The organism is Micromonospora sp. NPDC127501, assembly GCF_040302185.1.
Lineage (GTDB): Bacteria > Actinomycetota > Actinomycetes > Mycobacteriales > Micromonosporaceae > Micromonospora.
Window position 1 is genome coordinate 57,850 of the sequence record NZ_JBEORJ010000012.1, and the last position, 21,558, is coordinate 79,407.

General features: G+C 71.6%; 22 protein-coding genes. 15 read left to right on the plus strand and 7 right to left on the minus strand.

What is annotated here, in order from left to right; all coding sequences use genetic code 11:
- The first annotated feature begins 53 nt into the window (after nucleotides 1-53).
- The 7 genes from ABTW72_RS25050 (at nucleotide 54) to ABTW72_RS25080 (ending at nucleotide 7,913) form a co-directional block, all read left to right on the plus strand.
- On the plus strand, nucleotides 54-1,085 hold the full coding sequence (locus ABTW72_RS25050; protein WP_350862344.1) for an ABC transporter substrate-binding protein: 1,032 nt from the start codon (nucleotides 54-56) through the stop codon (nucleotides 1,083-1,085).
- A gap of 4 nt (nucleotides 1,086-1,089) precedes the next feature.
- On the plus strand, nucleotides 1,090-1,950 hold the full coding sequence (locus ABTW72_RS25055; RefSeq protein WP_350862346.1) for a siderophore-interacting protein: 861 nt from the start codon (nucleotides 1,090-1,092) through the stop codon (nucleotides 1,948-1,950).
- 98 nt (nucleotides 1,951-2,048) lie between these two features.
- Entirely contained in the window at nucleotides 2,049-3,587 is a 1,539-nt protein-coding gene (locus tag ABTW72_RS25060; RefSeq protein ID WP_350862347.1) for a pyridoxal phosphate-dependent decarboxylase family protein, read from the plus strand.
- A gap of 35 nt (nucleotides 3,588-3,622) precedes the next feature.
- Nucleotides 3,623-4,900, plus strand: a complete 1,278-nt coding sequence (locus ABTW72_RS25065) for a lysine N(6)-hydroxylase/L-ornithine N(5)-oxygenase family protein (protein ID WP_350862693.1) — start codon at nucleotides 3,623-3,625, stop codon at nucleotides 4,898-4,900.
- Entirely contained in the window at nucleotides 4,897-5,520 is a 624-nt protein-coding gene (locus ABTW72_RS25070) for a GNAT family N-acetyltransferase (protein ID WP_350862349.1), read from the plus strand. The genes ABTW72_RS25065 and ABTW72_RS25070 overlap by 4 nt, the downstream gene beginning before the upstream one ends.
- On the plus strand, nucleotides 5,517-7,364 hold the full coding sequence (locus tag ABTW72_RS25075; protein WP_350862351.1) for an IucA/IucC family protein: 1,848 nt from the start codon (nucleotides 5,517-5,519) through the stop codon (nucleotides 7,362-7,364). The genes ABTW72_RS25070 and ABTW72_RS25075 overlap by 4 nt, the downstream gene beginning before the upstream one ends.
- A 48-nt stretch (nucleotides 7,365-7,412) precedes the next feature.
- Nucleotides 7,413-7,913: an anthrone oxygenase family protein gene (locus ABTW72_RS25080; RefSeq protein WP_350862353.1), complete on the plus strand. Its 501-nt coding sequence runs from the start codon at nucleotides 7,413-7,415 to the stop codon at nucleotides 7,911-7,913.
- A gap of 37 nt (nucleotides 7,914-7,950) precedes the next feature.
- Here ABTW72_RS25080 and ABTW72_RS25085 read toward each other — a convergent pair whose 3' ends face one another.
- The gene (locus tag ABTW72_RS25085; protein ID WP_350862355.1) at nucleotides 7,951-8,424 is read right to left on the minus strand and encodes a MarR family winged helix-turn-helix transcriptional regulator; all 474 of its coding nucleotides are present in this window, start codon (nucleotides 8,422-8,424) and stop codon (nucleotides 7,951-7,953) included.
- A gap of 137 nt (nucleotides 8,425-8,561) precedes the next feature.
- On the opposite strand from ABTW72_RS25085, the gene ABTW72_RS25090 reads away from it, so the two are divergent.
- Nucleotides 8,562-9,122 (plus strand): NADPH-dependent FMN reductase, encoded by a 561-nt coding sequence (locus ABTW72_RS25090; protein WP_350862357.1) that lies wholly within the window; start codon nucleotides 8,562-8,564, stop codon nucleotides 9,120-9,122.
- Between the two features lie 56 nt (nucleotides 9,123-9,178).
- Here ABTW72_RS25090 and ABTW72_RS25095 read toward each other — a convergent pair whose 3' ends face one another.
- Nucleotides 9,179-10,117, minus strand: coding sequence for an SDR family NAD(P)-dependent oxidoreductase (locus ABTW72_RS25095; protein WP_350862359.1), 939 nt, complete (start codon nucleotides 10,115-10,117; stop codon nucleotides 9,179-9,181).
- Between the two features lie 151 nt (nucleotides 10,118-10,268).
- Here ABTW72_RS25095 and ABTW72_RS25100 point away from each other — a divergent pair, with 151 nt between their 5' ends.
- Nucleotides 10,269-11,174, plus strand: coding sequence for a LysR family transcriptional regulator (locus ABTW72_RS25100; protein ID WP_350862361.1), 906 nt, complete (start codon nucleotides 10,269-10,271; stop codon nucleotides 11,172-11,174).
- Nucleotides 11,175-11,190: 16 nt separating this feature from the next.
- On the opposite strand, the gene ABTW72_RS25105 is transcribed toward ABTW72_RS25100, so the two are convergent.
- Nucleotides 11,191-12,108 (minus strand): RNA polymerase sigma-70 factor, encoded by a 918-nt coding sequence (locus ABTW72_RS25105; RefSeq protein WP_350862363.1) that lies wholly within the window; start codon nucleotides 12,106-12,108, stop codon nucleotides 11,191-11,193.
- On the minus strand, nucleotides 12,105-13,307 hold the full coding sequence (locus ABTW72_RS25110) for an NAD(P)/FAD-dependent oxidoreductase (protein WP_350862365.1): 1,203 nt from the start codon (nucleotides 13,305-13,307) through the stop codon (nucleotides 12,105-12,107). Before ABTW72_RS25110 ends, ABTW72_RS25105 begins: the two co-directional genes overlap by 4 nt.
- Nucleotides 13,308-13,432: 125 nt before the next feature.
- On the opposite strand from ABTW72_RS25110, the gene ABTW72_RS25115 reads away from it, so the two are divergent.
- The gene (locus tag ABTW72_RS25115; protein WP_350862367.1) at nucleotides 13,433-14,704 is read left to right on the plus strand and encodes an MFS transporter; all 1,272 of its coding nucleotides are present in this window, start codon (nucleotides 13,433-13,435) and stop codon (nucleotides 14,702-14,704) included.
- Between the two features lie 103 nt (nucleotides 14,705-14,807).
- Here ABTW72_RS25115 and ABTW72_RS25120 read toward each other — a convergent pair whose 3' ends face one another.
- Nucleotides 14,808-15,293 carry a GNAT family N-acetyltransferase gene (locus ABTW72_RS25120; protein ID WP_350862369.1) on the minus strand — a complete coding sequence of 162 codons (486 nt, stop codon included), beginning with the start codon at nucleotides 15,291-15,293 and terminating at the stop codon, nucleotides 14,808-14,810.
- A 134-nt stretch (nucleotides 15,294-15,427) separates the two neighbouring features.
- Here ABTW72_RS25120 and ABTW72_RS25125 point away from each other — a divergent pair, with 134 nt between their 5' ends.
- Complete coding sequence (locus ABTW72_RS25125) at nucleotides 15,428-16,090, plus strand: fasciclin domain-containing protein (protein ID WP_350862371.1); 663 nt, start codon at nucleotides 15,428-15,430, stop codon at nucleotides 16,088-16,090.
- A gap of 52 nt (nucleotides 16,091-16,142) precedes the next feature.
- Here the strand turns inward: ABTW72_RS25125 and ABTW72_RS25130 are convergent, their stop codons facing one another.
- A complete protein-coding gene (locus tag ABTW72_RS25130; protein ID WP_350862373.1) occupies nucleotides 16,143-17,159 on the minus strand; it encodes a phosphotransferase family protein in 1,017 nt (338 codons plus the stop codon).
- Nucleotides 17,156-18,229, minus strand: a complete 1,074-nt coding sequence (locus ABTW72_RS25135) for a LacI family DNA-binding transcriptional regulator (RefSeq protein WP_350862375.1) — start codon at nucleotides 18,227-18,229, stop codon at nucleotides 17,156-17,158. Before ABTW72_RS25135 ends, ABTW72_RS25130 begins: the two co-directional genes overlap by 4 nt.
- A gap of 93 nt (nucleotides 18,230-18,322) precedes the next feature.
- Here ABTW72_RS25135 and ABTW72_RS25140 point away from each other — a divergent pair, with 93 nt between their 5' ends.
- The 4 genes from ABTW72_RS25140 (at nucleotide 18,323) to ABTW72_RS25155 (ending at nucleotide 21,534) form a co-directional block, all read left to right on the plus strand.
- Nucleotides 18,323-18,667: a cupin domain-containing protein gene (locus ABTW72_RS25140; RefSeq protein WP_091398731.1), complete on the plus strand. Its 345-nt coding sequence runs from the start codon at nucleotides 18,323-18,325 to the stop codon at nucleotides 18,665-18,667.
- On the plus strand, nucleotides 18,660-19,376 hold the full coding sequence (locus ABTW72_RS25145) for a cupin domain-containing protein (protein WP_350862377.1): 717 nt from the start codon (nucleotides 18,660-18,662) through the stop codon (nucleotides 19,374-19,376). Before ABTW72_RS25140 ends, ABTW72_RS25145 begins: the two co-directional genes overlap by 8 nt.
- A gap of 167 nt (nucleotides 19,377-19,543) precedes the next feature.
- Complete coding sequence (locus ABTW72_RS25150; protein ID WP_350862379.1) at nucleotides 19,544-20,506, plus strand: ABC transporter permease; 963 nt, start codon at nucleotides 19,544-19,546, stop codon at nucleotides 20,504-20,506.
- Between the two features lie 23 nt (nucleotides 20,507-20,529).
- On the plus strand, nucleotides 20,530-21,534 hold the full coding sequence (locus ABTW72_RS25155; protein ID WP_091400123.1) for an ABC transporter substrate-binding protein: 1,005 nt from the start codon (nucleotides 20,530-20,532) through the stop codon (nucleotides 21,532-21,534).
- Nucleotides 21,535-21,558 lie beyond the last annotated feature (24 nt).

The window sequence follows — 21,558 nt, forward strand, 5'->3', positions numbered from 1 at the left end:
TAACCCCGCTGCCCTGGTCGACACCGGCCAACCCTTGATCGAAAGACAACACCATGCCCGATGCTCTGTCCGCCCGCCGCCTCTCCCGCCGTGGCCTGCTGGCTGCCGGTGGCGCTGCCACGCTGGCCACCCTGCTCGCCGCCTGTGGCAAGGACGACGCCGCGAAACCCGCCGCCGGCAACGGAGGTGGCCCCTGGTCGTTCACCGACGACCGCGGCACGAAGGTCGAGGCGGCGGCCCGTCCGACCCGCGTGGTGGCCTTCACCGGTGTGGCGGCGGCCCTGATCGATTTCGGTCTCGACAAGCAGCTCGTGGGCGTCTTCGGTGAGACCAGGCGCGCCGACGGCACGGCCGAGCCGCAAGCCGGCGACCTGAACGTCGAGAGCGTCGAGATCCTCGGCAACGTGTGGGGCGAGTTCAGCCTGGAAAAGTACGCGGCGCTGCGCCCCGAACTGCTGGTCACCCACATGTACGACCCGGACGCGCTCTGGTACGTGCCGGACGAGAGCAAGGCCAAGATCCTCCCGCTGGCGCCCAGTGTGGCGATCACCACCGCCCGGGTGCCGATGACCAAGCCCATCGAGCGGTACGCGGCGCTGGCCGAGTCGCTCGGCGCGGACCTGTCCGCGAAGAAGGTCACCGACGGAAAGGCCCGCTTCGACGCCGCCGCCGAGGCGGTCCGGCAGGCGGTCAAGGCCAACCCCGGGATCAAGGTGATGGCCTGCTCCGGCAGCCCCGACCTCTTCTACGTCTCCAACCCGAAGGTCAGCACCGACCTGATGTACTTCGCCGAGTTGGGCGTCGACATCGTGGTCCCCACCAAGCTCGAAGCCGGCGACTACTTCGAGGCGCTGAGCTGGGAGAGCGCCGGCAAGTTCCCGGCCGACCTGATCCTGCTGGACAACCGCAGCACCGCCTTGCAGGCCAAGGACCTCACCGCCAAGCCGACCTGGCAGCAACTGCCGGCGGTCAAGGCCAACCAGGTGAGCCCGTGGGACGCGGTACCCCGCTTCTCGTACGCCGGCTCCGCGCCGCTGCTGGAGAACCTCGCCACCGCCATCCGGAACGCGAAGAAGGTCAGCTGACGCCATGAGTACGAGCGCCACCGCACCGATCGCCTCGCAGTACCGCTTCTACGCGGCGCACGTCGTCCGGGCCCACCGGGTCGGCGCCTCGCTGATCCGGGTCACGTTCGGTGGCGCGGAGCTGGCCGACTTCGCCGGCGGCGGCCGGGACCAGAGCGTCTCGCTGTTCCTGCCGCACCCCGGGCAGCACGCCCCGGTGGTCCCGGTCGAGCAGGGCGAGGACTGGTTCGGCAGCTGGCGGGCACTGCCGGCGGACGTCCGCGCGGTGCTGCGCTCGTACACCATCCGGGAGCACCGCCCGGCCGACGCCGAGGTCGACATCGACTTCGTCAGCCACGGCGACACCGGCCCTGCCTCCCGCTGGGCGGCCCTGGCCGGCCCCGGCGACCGGGTGCTGCTGCTCGGCCCGGCGGTGCCCGACAACCGCAGCGTCTGCTTCCGCCCGCCGGACGCCACGGACCTCGTGCTGCTCGCCGCCGACGAGACCGCGCTGCCGGCCGTCGAGGGCATCCTGGCCTGGCTGCCCGCCGGCACCCGGGTCCGCGCCTGGATCGAGGTGCCCGACGCCGCGGACATCACCGACCTGCCCACCAAGGCCGACGCCGAGATCAGGTGGATCGTGCGGGGCAGCACACCGCCCGGCAGTGACCTGCTGGTCAGCTCCGTTCGCGCCGCCCGGCTCCCCACCGGCGGCACCCCGTACGCCTGGATCGCCGGTGAGTCAGGCGTGGTGCGGGCGCTGCGCCGGCACCTCGTCGACGAGCGCGGCTTCGACCGCCGCAGGGTGACCTTCGCCGGCTACTGGCGACGCGGATCGTCCGAAGAGGACGTGCGTGCCGAGGCGCTGGCCGGCGCCACCGCCTGACTGACGACCCCAACCGATCGGCAGCACTGCCCCGAGGCGCACCGCCGCGCCGGGGACGGTCCCGGCTGCCCCTCGTCGAGAACGTGGAAGGACATCCCGTGACCGTGCCGACGTACCCCGTCGAGACCACCACGCCGCCACCGGCGTCAACCGCCGCGCGGGCCCAACTGCTGCATGGCGGCTCGGTCGAGCAGTACCGCCGGACGATCGCCGACGGCGTCGACCGGGTGGCCCGCCGCGTGGCCACAGTGGACCGTCCCGGCACCGGGATCACGCCGGCCGAGCTGGCCCCCCTGGTCGACCGGGTGGACCTGGACCGTCCGCTGGGCGACGCCGGTGCCGCCCTCGACGAGCTGGAGAACGTCTACCTGCGCGACGCCGTCTGGTTCCACCACCCCCGCTACCTGGCCCACCTCAACTGCCCGGTGGCCATCCCGGCACTGCTCGGTGAGGCGGTGCTCACCGCCGTGAACTCCTCGCTGGACACCTGGGACCAGAGCGCCGGGGCCACCCTCATCGAGCGCCGGCTGATCGACTGGACGGCCGAGCGGATCGGCCTCGGCCCCCGCGCCGACGGCATCTTCACCAGCGGCGGCAGCCAGTCCAACCTCCAGGCGCTGCTGCTGGCCCGGGAGGAGGCCTGCGCCGACGCCATCGGCCCGGCGGCGCGCGCCGAACTGCTGCCCCGGCTGCGCGTGCTCACCTCCGCCGCCGGTCACTTCAGCGTGCAGAAGTCGGCCAAACTGCTCGGCCTCGCCCCGGACGCGGTGATCGCGGTACCCACCGACGCCCGGCGACGGATCCGGCCGACCGCCGTCCGCGAGGAGATCGCCCGGTGCCGGCAGGCCGGGCTGGTGGTGATGGCCGTCGTCGGCACCGCCGGTACCACCGACTTCGGCTCGATCGACCCACTCACGGACCTGGCCGGGATCTGCGCGGCGGCCGGCGTCTGGCTGCACGTGGACGCCGCGTACGGCTGCGGTCTGCTCGTCTCGCCGACGCGCCGGCACCTGCTCGACGGCATCGAGCGGGCAGACTCGGTCACCGTCGACTTCCACAAGTCCTTCTTCCAGCCGGTCAGCTCCAGCGCGCTGCTGGTCCGCGACCGGCGGACGCTGCGGCACGTCACCTACCACGCCGACTACCTCAACCCGGCCCGGATGGTGGAGCAGCGCATTCCCAACCAGGTCGACAAGAGCTTGCAGACCACGCGCCGTTTCGACGCGCTGAAGCTCTGGCTCACCCTGCGGGTGATGGGCCCGGACGCGCTCGGCGGGCTCTTCGACGAGGTCGTCGACCGCGCCGCCGATGCCTGGCAACTGGTCAGCGAGGACCCGCGCTTCGAGGTGGTGACGCGCTCGGAGCTGAGCACAGTGGTGTTCCGCTACCTGCCCACCGGCCCCGGCCGGGAGTTGGCCGACGCCGCCAACCTGCACGCCCGGGAGGCCCTCGCGGCGTCCGGTCTCGCCGTGGTCGCCGGGACCCGGGTGGACGGCCGGCACTTCCTGAAGTTCACCCTGCTCAACCCGGAAACCACAGTCGACGACGTCGGGTACGTGCTCGACCTGATCGCCACCCACGCCGGCCAGTACGTGCACGACCACGTCGACGCCGACCTGACCTGCCCCGTCGGCTGACGCCGGTGACCACGAACCCGCGCCTGGAGACCCCGATGTCCACCCACGACTTCATCGCCATCGGGTTGGGCCCGTACAACCTGGGCCTCGCCTGCCTCACCGCGCCGATCGACGAGCTCGACGGGGTGTTCCTGGAGGCGCGGCCGAGCCTCGCCTGGCACCCCGGCATGCTGCTGGAGTCGGCCCGGTTGCAGACCCCGTTCATCGCCGACCTGGTCAGCCTCGCCGACCCGACGTCGCCGTACTCCTTCCTCAACTACCTCAAGGAGATCGGCCGGCTCTACCCGTTCTACATCCGGGAGAGCTTCTACCCGCTGCGCAGTGAGTACGACGCGTACTGCCGGTGGGCGGCGGCGAAACTGCCGAACCTTCGCTTCGGCCAGAGTGTGACCACTGTGGAGTACGACCCCGCCGACGAGCGGTACGTGGTGCGGGCCAGCACCGGCACGGGGGAGACCGTGCAGTACCGGGCCCGCCATCTGGTGCTCGGCACCGGCACCCCGCCGCACCTGCCCCCGGCCGTGGCCGAGTTGCCCGGTGACGCCGTGCACAACTCCCACTACCTGGAGCACCGCACAGCGCTGCGCACCAAGCGCAGCATCACAGTGGTGGGCAGCGGGCAGAGCGCCGCCGAGATCTACCACGACCTGCTCGGCGACATCGACCGGTACGGCTACCAGCTCAACTGGGTGACCCGATCGCCGCGGTTCTTCCCGCTCGAATACACCAAGCTGACGCTGGAGATGACCTCACCGGACTACGTGGACTACTTCCACGCGCTGCCCGAGGCGACCCGCTACCGGCTGGAGTCCGAGCAGAAGGGCCTGTTCAAGGGAATCAACGCCGACCTGATCAACGACATCTTCGACCTGCTCTACGCGCACAGCGTGGACGGGCCGGTGAACACCCGCCTGCTCACCAACACCGAGCTGGTCAGCGCCGAGCACCAGGACGGGCAGTACACGCTGGGGTTGCGTCAGGTGGAGCAGGAGCGCAACTTCGTGCTGCGTACCGAGGGCCTTGTCCTGGCCACCGGCTACCACTACCGGGTGCCGGAGTTCCTCACGCCGGTGTCAGACCGGATCCGCTGGGACGCGCACGGCCGCTTCGACGTGGCCCGCAACTACAGCATCGACCACAGTGGGCGGGGCATCTTCCTGCAGAACGCGGGCACCCACACGCACAGCATCACCTCACCGGACCTGGGCATGGGCGCCTACCGCAACTCGTGGATCATCCGTGAGCTGCTCGGCCGGGAGTACTACCCCATCGAGAAGAGCATCACCTTCCAGGAGTTCGGGGTGTCGTCGTGACCACCGTCTTCACCCGGGTCGACGACGGGCTCGGTGAGTTCGCGCTGCGGCCGCTCGATCCGGACGCCGACGCGGCGCTGCTGCACGCCTGGGTGACCCACCCGAAGGCGGCGTTCTGGATGATGCAGGACGCCGACCTGGCCCAGGTCACCGAGGAGTACCGGCGCATCGCCGAGCACCCGCACCACGACGCGTACCTAGGCCTGTGGCGGGGGAGTCCCGCCTTCCTGGCGGAGCGCTACGACCCGGCCCACGTCGAACTGGTCGGCCTGTACGACCACCAGCCCGGTGACGTGGGCATGCACTTCCTCTGCGCGCCGGTCGACGCGCCCGTGCACGGCTTCACCAGGGCGGTGATCGGCACCGTCATGGCGTGGCTCTTCGACGACCCGACGACCCGGCGCGTGGTGGTCGAACCGGACGTGCGCAACACCGCCGTGCACGCGCTGAACGCCGCCGTCGGCTTCACCGTCATCGGCCCGATCGCCAAGCCCGAGAAGGACGCGCTGCTCAGCGTCTGCACCCGAGCCCAGTTCCAGGCCGCTGCCGACCGCGCCGCTGCCGACCGCGCCGCTGCCGACCGCGCCGCTGTCACCCGAACCGAAGGAGCCCCGGCGTGACCACCACCGCCGTCCCCACCCACCCGCCCGTCGCCACCGCGCACAACGCCTCCGGCAACCCGGTCGGGCACCTCACCCCGCAGCTCTGGGCCCGGGCCAACCGGCTGCTGGTCCGCAAGGCGTTCGCCGAGTTCACCCATGAGCGGCTGCTCAGCCCCGAAGCTGTGGCCGGCCCCGACGACCGGCAGTGGTACGAGCTCCGCAGCGACGACGGCACTGTCACCTACCGGTTCGCGGCGCGGGTGCTCGCCCTGGCGCACTGGCAGGTCGACGCGGACAGCATCACCCGGCACCGCGACGGCATCGCCCTGGCCCCGGACGCGGTGGACCTCATCGTCGAACTGCGCGACACCCTCGGGCTCTCCGCGCGGGTGCTCCCGGTCTACCTGGAGGAGATCACCTCGACGCTGGCGGGTACGGCGTACAAGCTGGCCCAGGCCGCGCCGACCGCCGCCGAGCTGGCCGAGGCGGACTTCCAGACCATCGAGACCTCGATGACCGAGGGTCACCCCTGCTTCGTGGCGAACAACGGCCGGCTCGGCTTTGGCGTCGACGAGTACCACCGGTACGCCCCGGAGGCCGCCGCGCCGGTGCGGCTGGAGTGGCTGGCCGCGCACCGGGACCACTCGACGTTCAGCAGCGCCGCCGACCTCGACTACGACACGCTCATCGGAAGCGAGCTGGACGCCGAGACCCGGGCCCGGTTCGCGGCCACGATGGCCGATCTCGGGCTGGACCTCGCCGACTACCACCTGATCCCGGCGCACCCGTGGCAGTGGTGGAACAAGCTGGCGGTCACCTTCGCCGGGGAGCTGGCGGAGCGGCGGCTGGTGCACCTCGGCCCTGGGCCGGACGTGTACCTCGCGCAGCAGTCGATCCGCACCTTCTTCAACGTCAGCGAGCCGGGTCGGCACTACGTCAAGACCGCGCTGTCGGTGCTGAACATGGGCTTCATGCGGGGGTTGTCGGCCGCGTACATGGAGGCCACCCCGGCGATCAACGACTGGCTCGCCGACCTGATCGCCGCCGACGAGGTGCTGACCGGCACCGGCCTGACCGTCATCCGGGAGCGGGCCGCTGTGGGTTACCGGCACCGGCAGTACGAGGCGGCGACCGAGCGCACCTCCCCGTACCGCAAGATGCTGGCCGCCCTGTGGCGGGAGAGCCCGGTGCCCGGGCTGGCGCCGGGGCAGCGACTGTCCACCATGGCCGCGCTGCTGCACGTCGACGACGAGGGCGGCTCACTGGCGGCGGCGCTGATCGCCCGGTCCGGCCTGGCGCCCGAGGTGTGGCTGCGTCGCTACCTGGACGCCTACCTGACCCCGCTGCTGCACAGCTTCTATGCCCACGACCTGGCCTTCATGCCGCACGGCGAGAACGTCATCCTGGTCCTCGACGAGCAGGACACCGTCCAGCGGGTGATCTTCAAGGACATCGCCGAGGAGATCGCGGTGATGAGCGACAAGGTCGAGCTGCCGGCGGCGGTGGAGCGGATCCGCGTCGAGGTGCCCGACGACACCAAGCTGCTGACCATCTTCACCGACGTGGTGGACTGCTTCCTGCGGCACCTCAACGCGGTCCTGGTCGAGGCCGGCGTGCTCACCGAGGACGACTTCTGGCGCACTGTCGCGGCCTGCGCCGCCGACTACTTCGACCGGGTGCCGCTCCTGGCCGAGCGGATCCGCCACTACGACCTGTTCGCCCCGGAGTTCACGCTGTCCTGCCTCAACCGGCTACAACTGCGCAACAACCAGCAGATGATCGACCTGGCCGACCCGTCGGCGGCGCTCCAGTTCGTCGGCACCCTCACCAACCCGCTCGCCGCCCACGCTCCGGCCCGGTGACCGCTGTCGCGTTTGGTCAGCGCGCACGTCAACGGGTGCAATAGGCGGATGGGAGTTCTGAGTACCGCGAGCCTGTTCGTCGCCACGCTGACCACCGGCCTGACCGCCGGGCTGTTCGCCGCCTTCGCGTACGCGGTCATGCCGGGTCTGGCCCGCACCGACGACCGGACCTTGGTGCTCGCCATGCGGCGGATCAACGAGTCGATCCTCAACGGTTGGTTCGCGGTGTGCTTCGGCGGCGCGCTGCTGTTCACGTTGCTGGCGGCGGCGCTGCACCTGGCGGACGAGCGTCGCGCGGTGCTGCCGTGGATCGTCGCCGGGCTGCTGCTGTACCTGGTGGTGCTCGGCGTCACCGCCGTGGTCAACGTGCCGCTCAACAACGTGCTGGCCCGCGCCGGCGACGTCGACGACGCCACCGATCTCGCGGCCCTGCGAGCGCGCTTCGAGGTCACCTGGGTACGCGGCAACGTGGTCCGCGCCCTCGCGTCGACCGGTGCCTTCGGGTTGCTGGCGTGGGCGCTGGTGGCCGAGGGCCGGCTGCTCGGCTGAGGCCGGATGGGAGGGCGGCCGACCGGGCCGGCGTGGCTCAGTCGGCCGGCTCTGCCGTGCCGGCCCGCTGGAACGCGCGGGCCAGCTGGGCGAGGTCGAAGCCCTCGAAGTGCTGGAGGAACCGGCGGCGTACGGCAGCCAGGTGGCTGGGCCAGGACTCCTGCAGGCGTGCGTAGCCCGCGTCGGTGAGGACGGCGTTCCAGCCGCGCGCGTCCTCCTCGCACCGTTCTCGTCGGACCAGGCCCTGCGTCTCCAGCCGGATGATCGTGCGGGTCATGCCGCTGAGGGAGAGGTGGCAGAGCGCGGCGAGCTCGTTCATGCGCATCCGCCGGTCCGGTGTCTCGGAGAGGTTCATGAGCGCGGTGTACTCGGTGAGCGGTAGCTGACGGTCACCGACCATGTCCGCGTCGATCGCGCGGGGCAGGACGTGCATCACCTGGCCCAGGGCGCGAACCAGGGATTCCTCGTCTGGGGTGAGGGGTTGCGGAGTCGCTCCGGAGGGGTTGGGCATCCTCCTATCATACTTGTTTGACTGAGCAAATGCTCACCCTCCGTGTGACCACGCCCATAGGTCGGATATTTGCTTGACCAATCAAGCTCCGGTTAGCGTTCCCGTCGTCAGGCAAGGACCTCTGAAAGGCGCCACACATGACCAGGATCGGGATCATCCTCGGAAGCACCCGCCCGGGGCGTAACGGCGAGGCCGTCGCCCGCTGGGTGCTCGAGATCGCCAAGCAGCGCTCCGACGCGGAGTACGAGCTGATCGACCTGCTCGACTACCAGCTGCCGCACCTCGACGAGGCGTACCCGCCCTCGATGGGCCAGTACAGCCAGCCGCACACCAAGCGGTGGGCCGAGACGATCGCGTCGTTCGACGGGTTCATCATCGTCACCCCCGAGTACAACCACTCGACCTCGGGTGCCCTGAAGAACGCGATCGACTTCCTCTACGCCGAGTGGAACAACAAGGCCGTCGGCTTCGTCAGCTACGGCTCGGTCGGCGGGACGCGCGCCGTGGAGCACCTGCGTCTGATCTCCGGTGAGCTCCAGATGGCCGACGTGCGCTCGCAGGTCGCGCTGTCGCTCTTCACCGACTTCGAGAACTTCAGCGTCTTCAAGCCCAACCAGTTCCACCAGGACTCGCTGACCGCCACGCTCGACCAGGTCGTCGCCTGGAGCACGGCGCTCGCGCCGCTGCGCAAGGGCTGAGCGCTTCGCGCCTTCCGGAAACGGCCGTGGGGGATCCCACGGCCGTTTCCGGGCGTTCAGGCACGCTCTGCGCCGGTGAGCAGATCCAGCGAGAGCTGCCACAGCCGCCCCGCCGCCGCCGGATCGATCGCGTGGTCGGCGACGCCGCGCAGCGGGTCCGCCGGGTCGTGGCGCACCGCCTGCTGGCAGTCCTCGAAGTACCGGCCGCCGATGCCCTCCAGCTGCGGCCCGGCGGCGAGCAGCACGGAGGTCGCGGCCCCCTGCTGCGGGGTCTTGAAGTCGAACGCCGGAAGCTGTGCGTAGTCCTCCTCGGTCAGGTGCCGTCCCAGGTTGGTGGCGACCGCGCCCGGGTTGGCCACGTTGACGGTGATGCCGTCGGCGGCCCAGCGCCGGTTCGCCTCGACCGCGAACAGTGCGGTGGCGGTCTTCGACTCGCCGTAGGCGAGCATGCGGTCATAGGGGCGTTCCCGGAAGTTGACGTCCTCGAAGACCATCGGGGCCTGCACGTGGGCGATGGAACTCAGCGACACCACGCGGGCCCGACCGGCCCCGGCGAGCGCCCGGTGCAGCCCGTTGGCGAGGGCGAAGTGGCCGAGGTGGTTGGTGGCCAACTGCAACTCCCAACCCTCCGCGGTGCGCATCTCGGGGGTCGCCGACACCCCGGCGTTGTTGACCAGAATGTGCAGGGGCCCGTCCCAGGCGGCCACGAACGCGGCGACCGATCGCTGGTCGGCCAGGTCCAACGGCGCGACGCGGATCAGCCGGTTCGCGGTCCCTGCGCCGATCTCCCGCGCGGTCCGTTCTCCGGCCGGCACGTCCCGTACCGCCACTGTCACCTCGGCGCCCGCCATGGCGAGCGCCCGGGCGGTCTCCACCCCGATGCCCGACGAGGCACCGGTGACGATGGCGCGCCGCCCGGTCAGATCGACACCGGCCACGACGTCGGCGGCGGTGGATCGGGCGTTGAACGGCGTGCTGACGCGTGTTTCCGGCATGATCGTCTTCCTTCGGTGGGTGTCGTCATGTGGCCTGCCGGCTCGCCGTACCGGCGTACGGTGTGCCGGCGCCACCCTTCGCACCGATCGTGCGCGGAGGTCTGTGCGGACGGCCAACACGCTCTTCCTGGCGTAGCTACAGTCTGTTCCTGTGGCCACACCTGAGCTGCGACAACTGCGGTACTTCCTGGTCCTCGCGGAGGAGTTGAGCTTCACCCGGGCCGCCGCCCGCCTGATGATCGCCCAGCAGTCGCTGTCGCAGCAGATCACCGCCCTGGAACGCGCCCTCGGGGCGAAGCTGTTCGACCGTGACAGCCGCGGTACCACCCTCACCGACGTCGGCGCCCTGTTCGTGCCCGAGGCGCGTGCTGTCGTCGACCGCGCCGAGCAGGCCGTCGCCGTCGTGGGGCGAGCCCTGCGGGGTGAGGTGGGCACCCTCCGGCTCGCCTTCCTGACCACCGTCGCCAACCACCTGCTGCCCCCGGTCGTCCGGGCAGTCCGCCACCACCTGCCCGACCTGCACCTTGCCACCGAGTCCACCAGCATCGCGCCCCTGGTCCAGGGCGTCCTCGACGAGCGGTTCGACGTCGCCTTCACCCGGACCCCGCTCGTTCCGGGCCTGGAATCCAGGAGACTGACGACCGAACCGGTCTGCGCGGTGCTCCCCGAGGGCCACCCGCTCGCCGGGCGCGACGAGTTGACCCTCGCCGACCTGGCGAACGAACCGTGGGTCATGACCCCGCGCAGTTCCTGGGAACCCTGGCACCGCGCCTACGAGGAGCAGTTCCGGGAAGCGGGCTTCGTGCCGACCGTCGTTCAGGAGGAGGCCGGCGTGCAGAGTCTCCTCGGCCTGGTCGCTGCCGGACTCGGCGTCACCCGGCTCGCCTGCTCGGCGGCGAGTCTTCGCCGCACCGGCGTGGTGTTCGTCCCGCTCGCCGGCGCCCACGCGTACACCGAGATGGTGTGGTTGGCGGGCAACACCGCGCCCGCACTGCACCGGTTCCTGGACGTGGTCACGGAACTCGCGGCGACCACCGATCTCACCAGCACCGGCTGAGGGTGAACCGGCCGGCTCACCGCGTCGCGAGGTGGTGGGTGGTGCCGTCGGCGACGGCGCGAAGCTTGTCGGGGTTGGCGACGTTGTGGATGGTGGTGATGCGGCCGTCGGCGTCGATGTCGAAGGAGACCGTGGCGACCACCCGACCCGCACCGCTGAACACCAGACCCGGGCCCCCGTTGATCTCGACCAGGGCGGCGCGCATGTCGTGCGGCGCAACGCCCTGGTAGGTGACGGTGCCGCTGGCCGCGAACCACGCGGCGACCGTTCCCGCACCCCTGACAGGACGCAGGGCCTGGCGGACCTTACCGCCACCGTCGGTCCACAACGTGACGTCCGGAGACAGCAGCTCCAGCAGGGTGTTGATGTCGCCACCGGTCGAGGCGGCGAGGAATCGCTCGGTGACCCCGCGCTGCTGCGAACGGTCCGCCGTGAAACGTCGCCGCTGGCCCCGCACGTGCTCGCGAGCACGGTGGGCGGTCTGCCGGACCGCCGCCTCGGAGCGTTCCACCGCCGCCGCGATCTCCGCGTGGCTGAAGTCGAAGACCTCCCGCAGGACGAACACGGCGCGCTCGATCGGGCTGAGCGTCTCCAGCACCACCAGCATCGCCATCGACACCGACTCGGCGTCGGTGACGGCGTCGGCGGCGTCCGCTTCGGTCAGGACGGGTTCGGGCAACCACGGCCCCGGATAGGTCTCGCGGCGGTGCCGGGCCGAGCGCAGGCGCTGCAACGCGAGGTTCGACACGATGCGGGCGAGGTACGCCCTGGGGTCGGCGACCTGGGAGCGGTCCGCCGAGGACCAGCTGATCCAGGCGTCCTGCACCGCGTCCTCGGCATCGGCCGCGCTGCCGAGGATCCGGTAGGCCACCGAGAACAGCAGGTTGCGATGACTGTGGAACACCTGCTCGTCGGCGTCCGGCGGGTGCGTCACCGCGCGTCCCGCAGGCGGGTGAAACGGCCACCACGCGGCCAGAACGCGCCGGAGGAGGGCAACCGCGACATGCGACGGTAGGTCGACCAGGGCGAAGCGCTCACGGTCTCCTTGTACCAGACCGCCATCCGCCCGGTCAGACACCCGCGGCGTGGGCTGTCGTCGGGGCGGGTGAACTGCACGACGGCGTCGTTTCGGCCCAGGCTCACCGGCGTGTGGTAGTAACCGAACCGGAACGGCCGGGGTTGCCTGCCCCGCAGCGCACGGGCGATCGACACCGCCGCGTGCACGCCGGTCGGCATCCCGCTCTGGCAGGTGCCGTGCAGCACCCCGTAACCCTGCCGGACCGCTGCCGCATCGCCGATCGCGTACACGTCTGGGTGCGACACCGACCGCAACGCGGAGTCGGTGACGACGCGGCCGCGTTCGTCGACGGTCAACCCGGCGGCGGCGGCCAGCGGCGCCACCCGGGTACCACCCGTCCAGAGGACGACGTCGGCCGCCACGGTCTCCGCACCGGCCAGGTCGACCCCGTCGGGCCGGACCCTGGTGACCGCAGCTCCGCTGATCACCTGGACGCCGAGGCGGGTCAGCGCGCGCCGGAGGTACGCCCGGGCCGTCGGGTTCATGCTCGCTCCCGGGTCCTGCCGGCCCACCAGCGTGACACCGGCCTCCGGGTGCCGTTCGGCGATCTCGGCGGCCGCCTCGACCCCGGTCAGCCCGCTGCCGACCACGACGACAGTGCCGGTGCCGAGCCGTGCCAGCCGGTCCGCCAGCGTGGTCGCGCCGCTCGGACCGTCCAGGGCGTACGCGTGCTCCTCGACGCCCGGGACCGCCGTCGTGTCCGTCACGCTGCCCAACGCGTAGACCAGGGTGTCGTAGCGCAGCACCCGGCTGTCGTCGACGCGGACGGTCTTCGCGTGGGCGTCCACCGCCGTCACCCAGCCGCGCACGAACTGCGCACCCGTTCCCGCCAGCAGCTCAGGGATGTCCAGCTCGGCGAGCCGCTGACCGGTCGCCGTCATGTGCAGCCGGAGACGCTCGGTGAACCGCTCCTGTGCGTTGACCACTGTCACCTGCACGTCGGCCCGCCTGGTCCGGGCCGCCAGTTGGGTCGCCGCGGCCATGCCCGCGTAGCCCGCGCCGAGGATCAGTACGCGGTGTGTGCCCGCCGGGACCTGTCGATGTGCTGTGCTCATTGTTCCGCCTCTCTGATCGGACTGACGACCACGAGATGCGTGCCGCTCGCCGGTTCGTGACACGGCAGCGATGTGACGCCCGCCACGGCCACCATCGGAGGGGCCCGTTCACTACCCTTGGCGCGATGAGCCGATCCGTCGCCGCTGGTCGGGCTCCGCTCTGGCGGGACCGGACCTTCGGCACGTACTGGGTCGCCCAGTCGCTCTCGGCGGCCGGCGACTCGTTCGCCTACCTGGCGGTGCCGCTGCTGGTGCTTCAGGCGACCGGGTCGGTGGCGCAGATGGGCCTGCTCACCGCGGTCGCTGGCGCGGCGTCCGTCGTCGCCGGGATCTTCGGTGGGGTGCTGGTCGACCGGTACAACCGCCGCACCCTGATGATCGTGGCGGATCTGACCCGGCTGGTGCTCTACGCCGCGGTGCCACTGGCGTGGCTCGCCGGCCCGCAGGTCTGGCTGCTCTTCGTCGTGCTGCCCATCTGTGAGGCCGCCGGCATGCTGTTCCAGGTCGCCGCGGTGACCGCCGTCCGCAACCTCGTCGACTCCGACCGGATCACCGAGGCCAACGGCCGGTTGCAGGCGACGTACGCGGCGGCGGCCGTCCTCGGGCCGCTGCTCGCCGGTGTGGTGGCGGCCCGCTTCGGCCCGGCCACCGCCATCGCCGTCAACGCGGCGAGCTTCGCGCTCTCGGCGGCCGGCCTGTGGCTGATCCGACTGCGTCCCGTCCAGGTGGACGAGCAGGTGGCCCGGCAACGTCCGCTGGCCGAGTTCCTGGCCGGGGCGCGGTTCCTGTGGCGACAGCCCGTGCTGCGCGCGCTGACCGTCCTGTTGTCGGTCTTCATCTTCCTCACCTACGGCTTCGTCGACGTGCTGATCTACCACGTCACGCACGACCTCGGCGGCTCGGAGGGCACCGTCGGCACGGTGCTCGGCCTGGCGGCGTTGGGCACTGTCGCCGGCGCGCTGCTGGTGGCGCCGCTGCGCCGCCGTCGCGGGTTCGGCCCCACCTGGATCGGCGCGCACGCGATCTGCGGTTTCGCCGTGGCGGGGGTCGGCCTCGCCACCACAGTTCCCGCGGTCACCACGCTGACGGCGGTGTACCTCTGTTGTCTCAGCGTCGGCGGGATCTGTTCGATGTCCCTGCGCCAGGAAATCACCCCCGATCACCTGCTGGGCCGGGTCACGTCGGCGTTCTGGAGCACGCACTACGCCCTCGGTCCGGCCGGCGCTGTCGTGCTGACCTGGGCCGCCGGCCGCCACGGTGCTGCGGCGGTCACGCTCGCGGCGGGCGCGGGGTGCCTGCTGGTCGCGGTCGGCGGCCTCTTCACCCCGATCCGCCGGGCCGGCGCGGAGCCGGCCGCCGGGCAGCCCGGACTGCGCCCGGCCCCGGCCGGCGGCTGAACCCCTTGGTCGATCACGGGCTCGTGGTGGCCGCGTTGTGAAGGCATGCCCCTTTCGTCCACCACCACAAGTCCATGATCGACGCGAGCGGAGCGCGGCGCGGTCAGAACTCCTGGTACATCACGTGCAGGCCGACCCGGCCCACAGTGGGGTGACGGAACGCGCCCGGCACGGTGCCGACCACCTCGAAGCCCTCCCGCCGATACAGCAGCACCGCCGAACCGTTGCTCTCCGCCACGGCGTTGAACTGCATGCCGGCGTACCCCTGCCGGCGGGCCCAGGTGAGAGCGTCGCGGCACAGCGCGGTGCCCACGCCCCGGCCCCGCGCGTCGGCGGCGACCATGAAGCTCGCGGTGGACACGTGCGCGCCCGGCCCGGGCCGGTTGGTGCCCATCTTCGCGGTGCCGAGCACCCGTTCGCCGTCGACCGCCACGACGGTCCGCCCCGGCGCCGCCTCGACCCACATGCCGTACGACTGCTCGGCGGTCATCGCCGGGTCGTAGGGGAACGTCTCCTGTGCCCGGATCACCTCCTCGATGATCGGCCACACCTGCGACCAGTCCCGCTCGACGAACCCCCGAATCAGCACCCGGGGAGGTTAGGCCCGGGCAGGAGCCCCGGACAATCAGTTATCCGCTGGTGCATCTGCGCGGCCTACCCGGTGCGAAGCATGGATCGTGACGAGACGTCACGGATCCGGTCGCTTCGACGAAAGGCCCGCTGATGAAGATCGCACGAATCGCCGCCCGGATGGCGGTGGGTGCCATGGCCACCGCGCTGGCCACCACCGCGGTCGCCGTACCGGCCGCTCAGGCCACCAGCAAGCCCAAGCCGCTCGGCACGACGTCACTCGCCCAGGTGCTCACCCGGGACAGCAGCGGCTTCGACCGCAACTCGCGTGACTTCGACGTGCTGACGGCGGCCGTGCTGGCCGTGTTGGAGGCCAAGCCGAACTCTCCGGTCAAGGTGCTCACCGACGGCACCGCGGCGCTGACCGCGTTCATCCCCACCGACGCCGCCTTCCAGCAGTTGGTCCGCGAGATCACGCAGGCCCGGAAGCTGCCGAGTGAGAGCGCCACCTTCACCGCCGTGGCCGGGCTGGGCATCGACACCGTCGAGTCGGTGCTGCTCTACCACGTGGTCCCGGGAGCCACCATCGACCGCAAGACGGCGGTCCGGGCCGACGGCACGGACCTGACCACCGCACTCGGCTCGACGGTCGAGGTCGACGTGCGCACCTACCTGTACTTCTTCCGCCAGGTGCGGCTTGTCGACGCCGACACCGACGACCGTGACGCGCGGGTCGTCTCCTACGACGTCAACAAGGGCAACCGGCAGATCGCGCACGCCGTGGACCGGGTGCTGCGCCCGATCAACCTGCCCTGACCGCGAGCGGGTGGCGTCCGACCACGCGTCGGACGCCACCCGCGCCGGGCGGTCAGCCCGAGGCGAGCGCGGCCAGCTCCTCGTCGAGCAGGGCCGCCAGCCGGGCGGACCGCCCGGGATGGCTGCGCGTGGTCATCCCGCGGCTGGGCATCTCCACAGTCATCAGCAGGTACAGGTGCAACCGGTAGAGACCGAGCCGGCGGCGTGCCGAAGCGTTCAGCACCAACGGTTCAGCCGCCCTGGCCTGGTAGCCGCGCAGCAGAGGGTGCTCCGGCTCGTCCTCGACGCGTCGGAAGAGCAGCGGCGAAACCAGGTCCAGCAGTGGATCGCCGTAGAGGAACCGCTCGCCGTCCACCAGGCCGCGCAGCCGCAACCGGCCGTCCTCGTCGGGCGCCGCCAGCACGTTGCCGTCCCAGCAGTCGAAGTGCAGCAACGCCGGTCGGCGCACCTCGTCGAGCACGTCGGCGTGCCGCCCCACCAGTGCGTGCAGCTGCTCCGGGGTCACCGGCAGCCGGACGTCCCAGTCGACCGCGTCGGCCAGGAGCGCGTCGAGCATCGCCGTGAACGCCGCCCGCCAGGTCGGCCCCCCGGCCCGGTCGTCGTACCCGAACCGCTCACCGGTCACCCGGTGCAGCGCGGCGAGAGCCACCCCGAGGTCGTAGCGCGCCGGGCCGTCGTCGACCACGACACCGGCCTCGGCCAGGTCGGCCAGCGACCGGCCGGGCAGCAGCGCGGTGACCAACCACTCGCCGTACGCCGGGTCGGTGCCGCGCCGGAGCACCGGGGGGACGGGCACCTGCGGCGCCCGCTGCGCGACGAGCCGAAAGTACCGCTCCTCGGCACCGCAGAGCCCGCGTTCGTAGCGCAGCAGCGGCGTTCCGGCCGGCGGAGCCAGCTTCAGCACCACCCGGCGGTCGTCGTCGAGCAATGCCCACCAGACCGTCGCGTACCCGCCGCCGGCCAGCGGACCGGCGTCCCGGACCCGGGTGTGTGGCCCGAACGACACACCGACCAGGTACGCCACATCGGCGCGCGTGAGGGGCCGCTGGGTTGGGCTGGCACCGGTCACGACGTGCTGTCACCTCGCCGTGCGCGTGGCGCGGAACCCGCGGTGGCGCGGGTGGACAGTGGGACGGGCCCGGCGGTGTCGCGGCGGACCAGCTCGGCGGGGAGCACCTCGACCCGGGGCGTCGGGGCCTCGACGCCGAGCACCAGGGACATCGCCCGCACACCCATGTCGACCAGGGGCAGCCGCACGGTGGTCAGCGCCGGGGTCACGTCCCGGGCGATCGGCATGTCGTCGAAACCCAGCACCGAGATCTGCTGCGGCACGGCCAACCCACGCGCGCGCAGGGTGGCGAGCGCGCCGATGGCCATCGAGTCGTTGAGCGCCACGATCGCGGTCAGCTCCGGGTCGGCGTCGAGCAGTCGGGCGGTGGCCTCGGCGCCACCGTCGCGGTCGAACTCCGCGTACCGGATGCGCCGTTCGGGCAGCTCGCGGCCCTGCTCGGTGAGGGCCTGCCGGAGCCCGGCGAGCCGGTCGGTGGTGGTGGTCAGGATGCGCGGGCCGGCGACCACGCCGATCGCCCGGTGCCCCAGACCGCACAGCTCCCGCCCGGCGAGGTAGCCGCCGGTCCGGTTGTCCGGCATCACGGCGTCGCCGGAGTGCTCGTGTCGGCCGATCACCGCCACCCGCCCGCCGGTGGCCTCGTACGCGGCGAGCTTCTCGTTGAGTTGCCGGGTGAACGCCTCGTCGTGGTAGCCCGAGCCGGCCAGGATCAGCGCCGCCACCTGGTGGCCGCGCAGCAGCTCCACGTATTCCAACTCGCGGTCCGGGTCCCGGTAGCTGTTGCAGATCATCAGCAGCCGGCCCTGGTCGGTGGCGACCCGTTGCAGGCCCCGGGTGATCTCGGCGAAGTACGGGTCGGAGACGTCGTGCACGATCACGCCGACCGCGCTGCGGTGCGAGCGGGCCAGCAGTTGGGCGTGCGCGTTCGGCACGTACTGCAACTCGGCGACGGCGGCGAGCACGCGTTCGCGCAGCTCGTCGGTGACCGGCTTGCTGCTGCCGTTGATGACGCGGGAGGCGGTGGCGGGCGAGACGCCCGCTCGGCGGGCCACATCGGACAGGGTCGCCATGGCCCGCCCCCTCGATCTGTTGACGGCGTTTCGTCGTGCCGGCTAGCGTCACCGTACCGCAGAGAAAGCCCTTTCCCGCAGGGAGGCCCGGCCGTGTCCGATCGCTTCGCGGTACTTCAACTTGACGACCTTCCCGCCCGGCGCTGCTCGTGTGGGACCACCCGCCGGGGTTTCATCGCCGAGAGCGAGGGCCAGGCCAGCGTGCATCTGCTCCAGGTGCAGGACGCGGTGACCCACCACCACCGGATCGCCACCGAGTACTACGTCGTGCTCGCCGGTGAGGGCGAGATCGAGCTGGACGGCGTCCGTCACCCGGCCCGGCCGATGTCCGCGTTCCTGATCAAGCCGGGCTGCCGGCACCGGGCCATCGGCGATCTCACCGTGCTGCTGGTGTCCCTGCCGGCCGCGGACGACACCGACGAGTACTTCGATGCGTGATCGGCCGGCACCGTTGCCCGGTGGGGTCGGGGTGTCCCGGTTGCGCGTCTACGACACCGCGGCCCCGGACGGCCTGGTCGGCGGCACTCCGCACGTGCACCTGTGCTGCACCGAGGGTTACGTGGTGACCGACGGCGAGGGCGCGGTGCAGACCCTGACCACGGCCGGCTACCGGGAGACGCCCTTGCGGCCGGGGGTGGTGGTCTGGTTCGAGCCGGGCACCGTGCACCGCCTGGTCAACACCGGCGGGCTGAGCATCGTGGTGCTGATGCAGAACAGCGGCCTGCCCGAGGCCGGTGACGCGGTGCTGACCTTCCCACCCGAGGTGCTGGCCGACCCGGCCGCGTACGCCGCGGCGGCGGCGTTGCCCGACGGGGGAGCGCCGGGCGCGGACGTGTTCGCCGCGTACCGCCGTCGGGATCTGGCGGTGACCGGCTTCCAGGCGCTGCGGTCCGGCGGTGCGGCGGCGCTGGCCGCGTTCCACGCCGCCGCGATCGCCCTGCGCCAGCCGTTGCTGACGCGGTGGCGGCAGCGGTGGGAGGCCGGCGCGGGCCGCGCCGCCGCCGACACCGCCGCGCAGCTCGACGCCCTGGGGCGGGGGGATCCCGGCCACCTGGGCGACGCCGGGGTGTACGCGGTGAACGAGCCGGTCGAGCGGGGCCGGTTGGGTATGTGCGGCCTCCTCGACACCTACCCGGCGGCCGGCTGACCGTCCCTTCGGGACGGCTGTCGGGCTGGTGCCAGGCATCGGCGGAAACAGATCGAGGAAAGGCCTTGCCCGGCGTGAGGGGGCCGCCTACGCTCCAGGAAAGCGTTTGCCTGATCCGCCGACGGCCCGGTCCACGGGTGCCGTACCGGGCCCCGAGGAGGTTCCGCGTGACCGAGAACTCTTTGGACACGGCGGGCCGGCAGGCCGCCGCCGACCAGGCCGGCGGTGCGCGAGCAGCCGCTGCCGGGCCGGGCAGCGTCGATGCGGCCGGCGGCACGGGTTCGTCCACGGTGGTGACACCGTCATCCGGTGGCGGCCGTCCACCACGTCCCACGCTCGGTCGCCGGGCGGTGACCTTCGCCGACTCGCTCTGGCGCCCGGCGCTGGTGCTCGCGGTCTTCTTCGCCGCCTGGTGGTTCGTGGCGGCCCGCGAGTACGTCCCGAACTACCTGGTGCCCACCCCCGGCCAGGTGTGGGAGACGATGACCACCCAGTGGTCCGAGCTGGCCCGGCACACAGTGGTCACCCTCTACGAGACGGTGCTCGGCTTCGTGCTGGCCGCCGCGTTGGGTCTGGTCACCGCGGTCGCCATCGCCTACTCCCGCACCCTGGACAAGGCGCTCTACCCGATCGTCCTGTTCGCACAGGTCATTCCGAAGATCGCCATCGCGCCGCTGCTGGTGGTCTGGTTCGGCCTCGGCCTCACCCCGAAGATCATCCTGGCGGTGCTCATCGCGTTCTTCCCGGTGGTCATCTCCGGCGTGGCCGGGCTGCGCTCCACCGATCCGGAGCTGCTCGACCTCGCCGCCACGATGGGTGCCGGGCCGTGGCGCACCTTCCGCAAGATCCGCTTCCCGAACGCGTTGCCGCACCTGATGGCCGGTCTGAAGGTGGCCGTCACCCTCGCCGTGGTCGGTGCCGTGGTCGGTGAGTTCGTCGGCGCCAGCGAGGGGCTCGGCTACGTCCTGTTGCTGGCCAACGGCAACCTCGACGCCCCACTGCTGTTCGCCGACCTGATCCTGATGTCGGCCATCGGCATCGTCCTGTTCGTCCTCGTCGAGATCGCCGAGGCACTGCTCATTCCGTGGCACGCCAGCCGCCGGGCCGGCGTGTCCCTCACCACCTCCTGACCGACCCCATCACGGAGGCACCGATGAAACGCACCGCCACCACCATCCTGGCCACCGCCGCCCTGCTCCTCGCCGCCACCGGCTGCGGTGGGGACGATCCCGCCGGCAGCACCAACGCCGACGGCAGCAAACAGGTCACCCTCACCCTCAACTGGGTGCCCTACGGCGAGCACGCGCCCTTCTACTACGGCCTGCAGAAGGGTTACTACTCCGCCGAGGGCATCGACCTGAAGATCCTGCCCGGCAACGGCTCGGGCAACACCGTGAAGCAGGTCGCCCAGAAGCAGACCGACTTCGGTTGGGCGGACAGCCCGGTGCTGCTGAAGTCGGTGGCCAGCGGCATGCCGGTGCGCAGCCTCGGCGCGTACCTGGAGAAGGGACCCTCCTCGGTGGAGTTCTTCACCGAGGAGAACATCAAGACCCCGGCCGACCTCAAGGGCAAGACCGTCGGCGGGACCCCCGGCGACGCCCTCTACGCGACCTTCCCGGCCTGGCTGGAGAAGAACGGCCTCAAGAAGGACGACGTCAAGGTGGTCAACGTCGACGCCGCCGGCAAGATCGCCGCCCTGGCCGAGGGCAAGGTCGACGCCATCATGGGCTTCTTCCACGACCAGGCGCCCACCATCGAGAGCAAGACCGGCAAGAAGGTCGACGTGCTGCTCTTCGCCGACTACGGGATGAACCTGCTCGGCACCGGCCTCATCGCCAACACCCAGACCCTGCAGAAGGACCCGGAGCTGGTCCGCAAGTTCGTCCGGGCCACCCAGAAGTCCTGGGCCGACGCCGCCCGGGACCCGGCCGGCGCGGTGAGCGCGATGACGGCTCTGGCCGAGAACGAGCCAGCGCCCGAGGTGCTCACCAAGCAGCTCACGCTCAACATGCCACTGATCGGCGCGGACGGCCCGCCCGGCGTGAACACCGAGGCCCAGTGGACCGAGACCATCGACCTGATGTCCCGCTACGCCGAGCTGAAGGACCCGGGAGCGCCCAGCGCGTACTGGGACTCCTCGTACGCGGCGCAGGGGTGACCCGGTGACCGCCGCGCCGGCAGC

Coding starts and splice junctions, on each gene's coding strand:
- ABTW72_RS25050 (WP_350862344.1), top strand. CDS start 54: ATGCCCGATGCTCTGTCCGCCCGCCGCCTCTCCCGCCGTGGCCTGCTG.
- ABTW72_RS25055 (WP_350862346.1), top strand. CDS start 1,090: ATGAGTACGAGCGCCACCGCACCGATCGCCTCGCAGTACCGCTTCTAC.
- ABTW72_RS25065 (WP_350862693.1), top strand. CDS start 3,623: ATGTCCACCCACGACTTCATCGCCATCGGGTTGGGCCCGTACAACCTG.
- ABTW72_RS25080 (WP_350862353.1), top strand. CDS start 7,413: ATGGGAGTTCTGAGTACCGCGAGCCTGTTCGTCGCCACGCTGACCACC.
- ABTW72_RS25085 (WP_350862355.1), bottom strand. CDS start 8,424: ATGCCCAACCCCTCCGGAGCGACTCCGCAACCCCTCACCCCAGACGAG.
- ABTW72_RS25090 (WP_350862357.1), top strand. CDS start 8,562: ATGACCAGGATCGGGATCATCCTCGGAAGCACCCGCCCGGGGCGTAAC.
- ABTW72_RS25095 (WP_350862359.1), bottom strand. CDS start 10,117: ATGCCGGAAACACGCGTCAGCACGCCGTTCAACGCCCGATCCACCGCC.
- ABTW72_RS25110 (WP_350862365.1), bottom strand. CDS start 13,307: ATGAGCACAGCACATCGACAGGTCCCGGCGGGCACACACCGCGTACTG.
- ABTW72_RS25115 (WP_350862367.1), top strand. CDS start 13,433: ATGAGCCGATCCGTCGCCGCTGGTCGGGCTCCGCTCTGGCGGGACCGG.
- ABTW72_RS25125 (WP_350862371.1), top strand. CDS start 15,428: ATGAAGATCGCACGAATCGCCGCCCGGATGGCGGTGGGTGCCATGGCC.
- ABTW72_RS25135 (WP_350862375.1), bottom strand. CDS start 18,229: ATGGCGACCCTGTCCGATGTGGCCCGCCGAGCGGGCGTCTCGCCCGCC.
- ABTW72_RS25145 (WP_350862377.1), top strand. CDS start 18,660: ATGCGTGATCGGCCGGCACCGTTGCCCGGTGGGGTCGGGGTGTCCCGG.
- ABTW72_RS25155 (WP_091400123.1), top strand. CDS start 20,530: ATGAAACGCACCGCCACCACCATCCTGGCCACCGCCGCCCTGCTCCTC.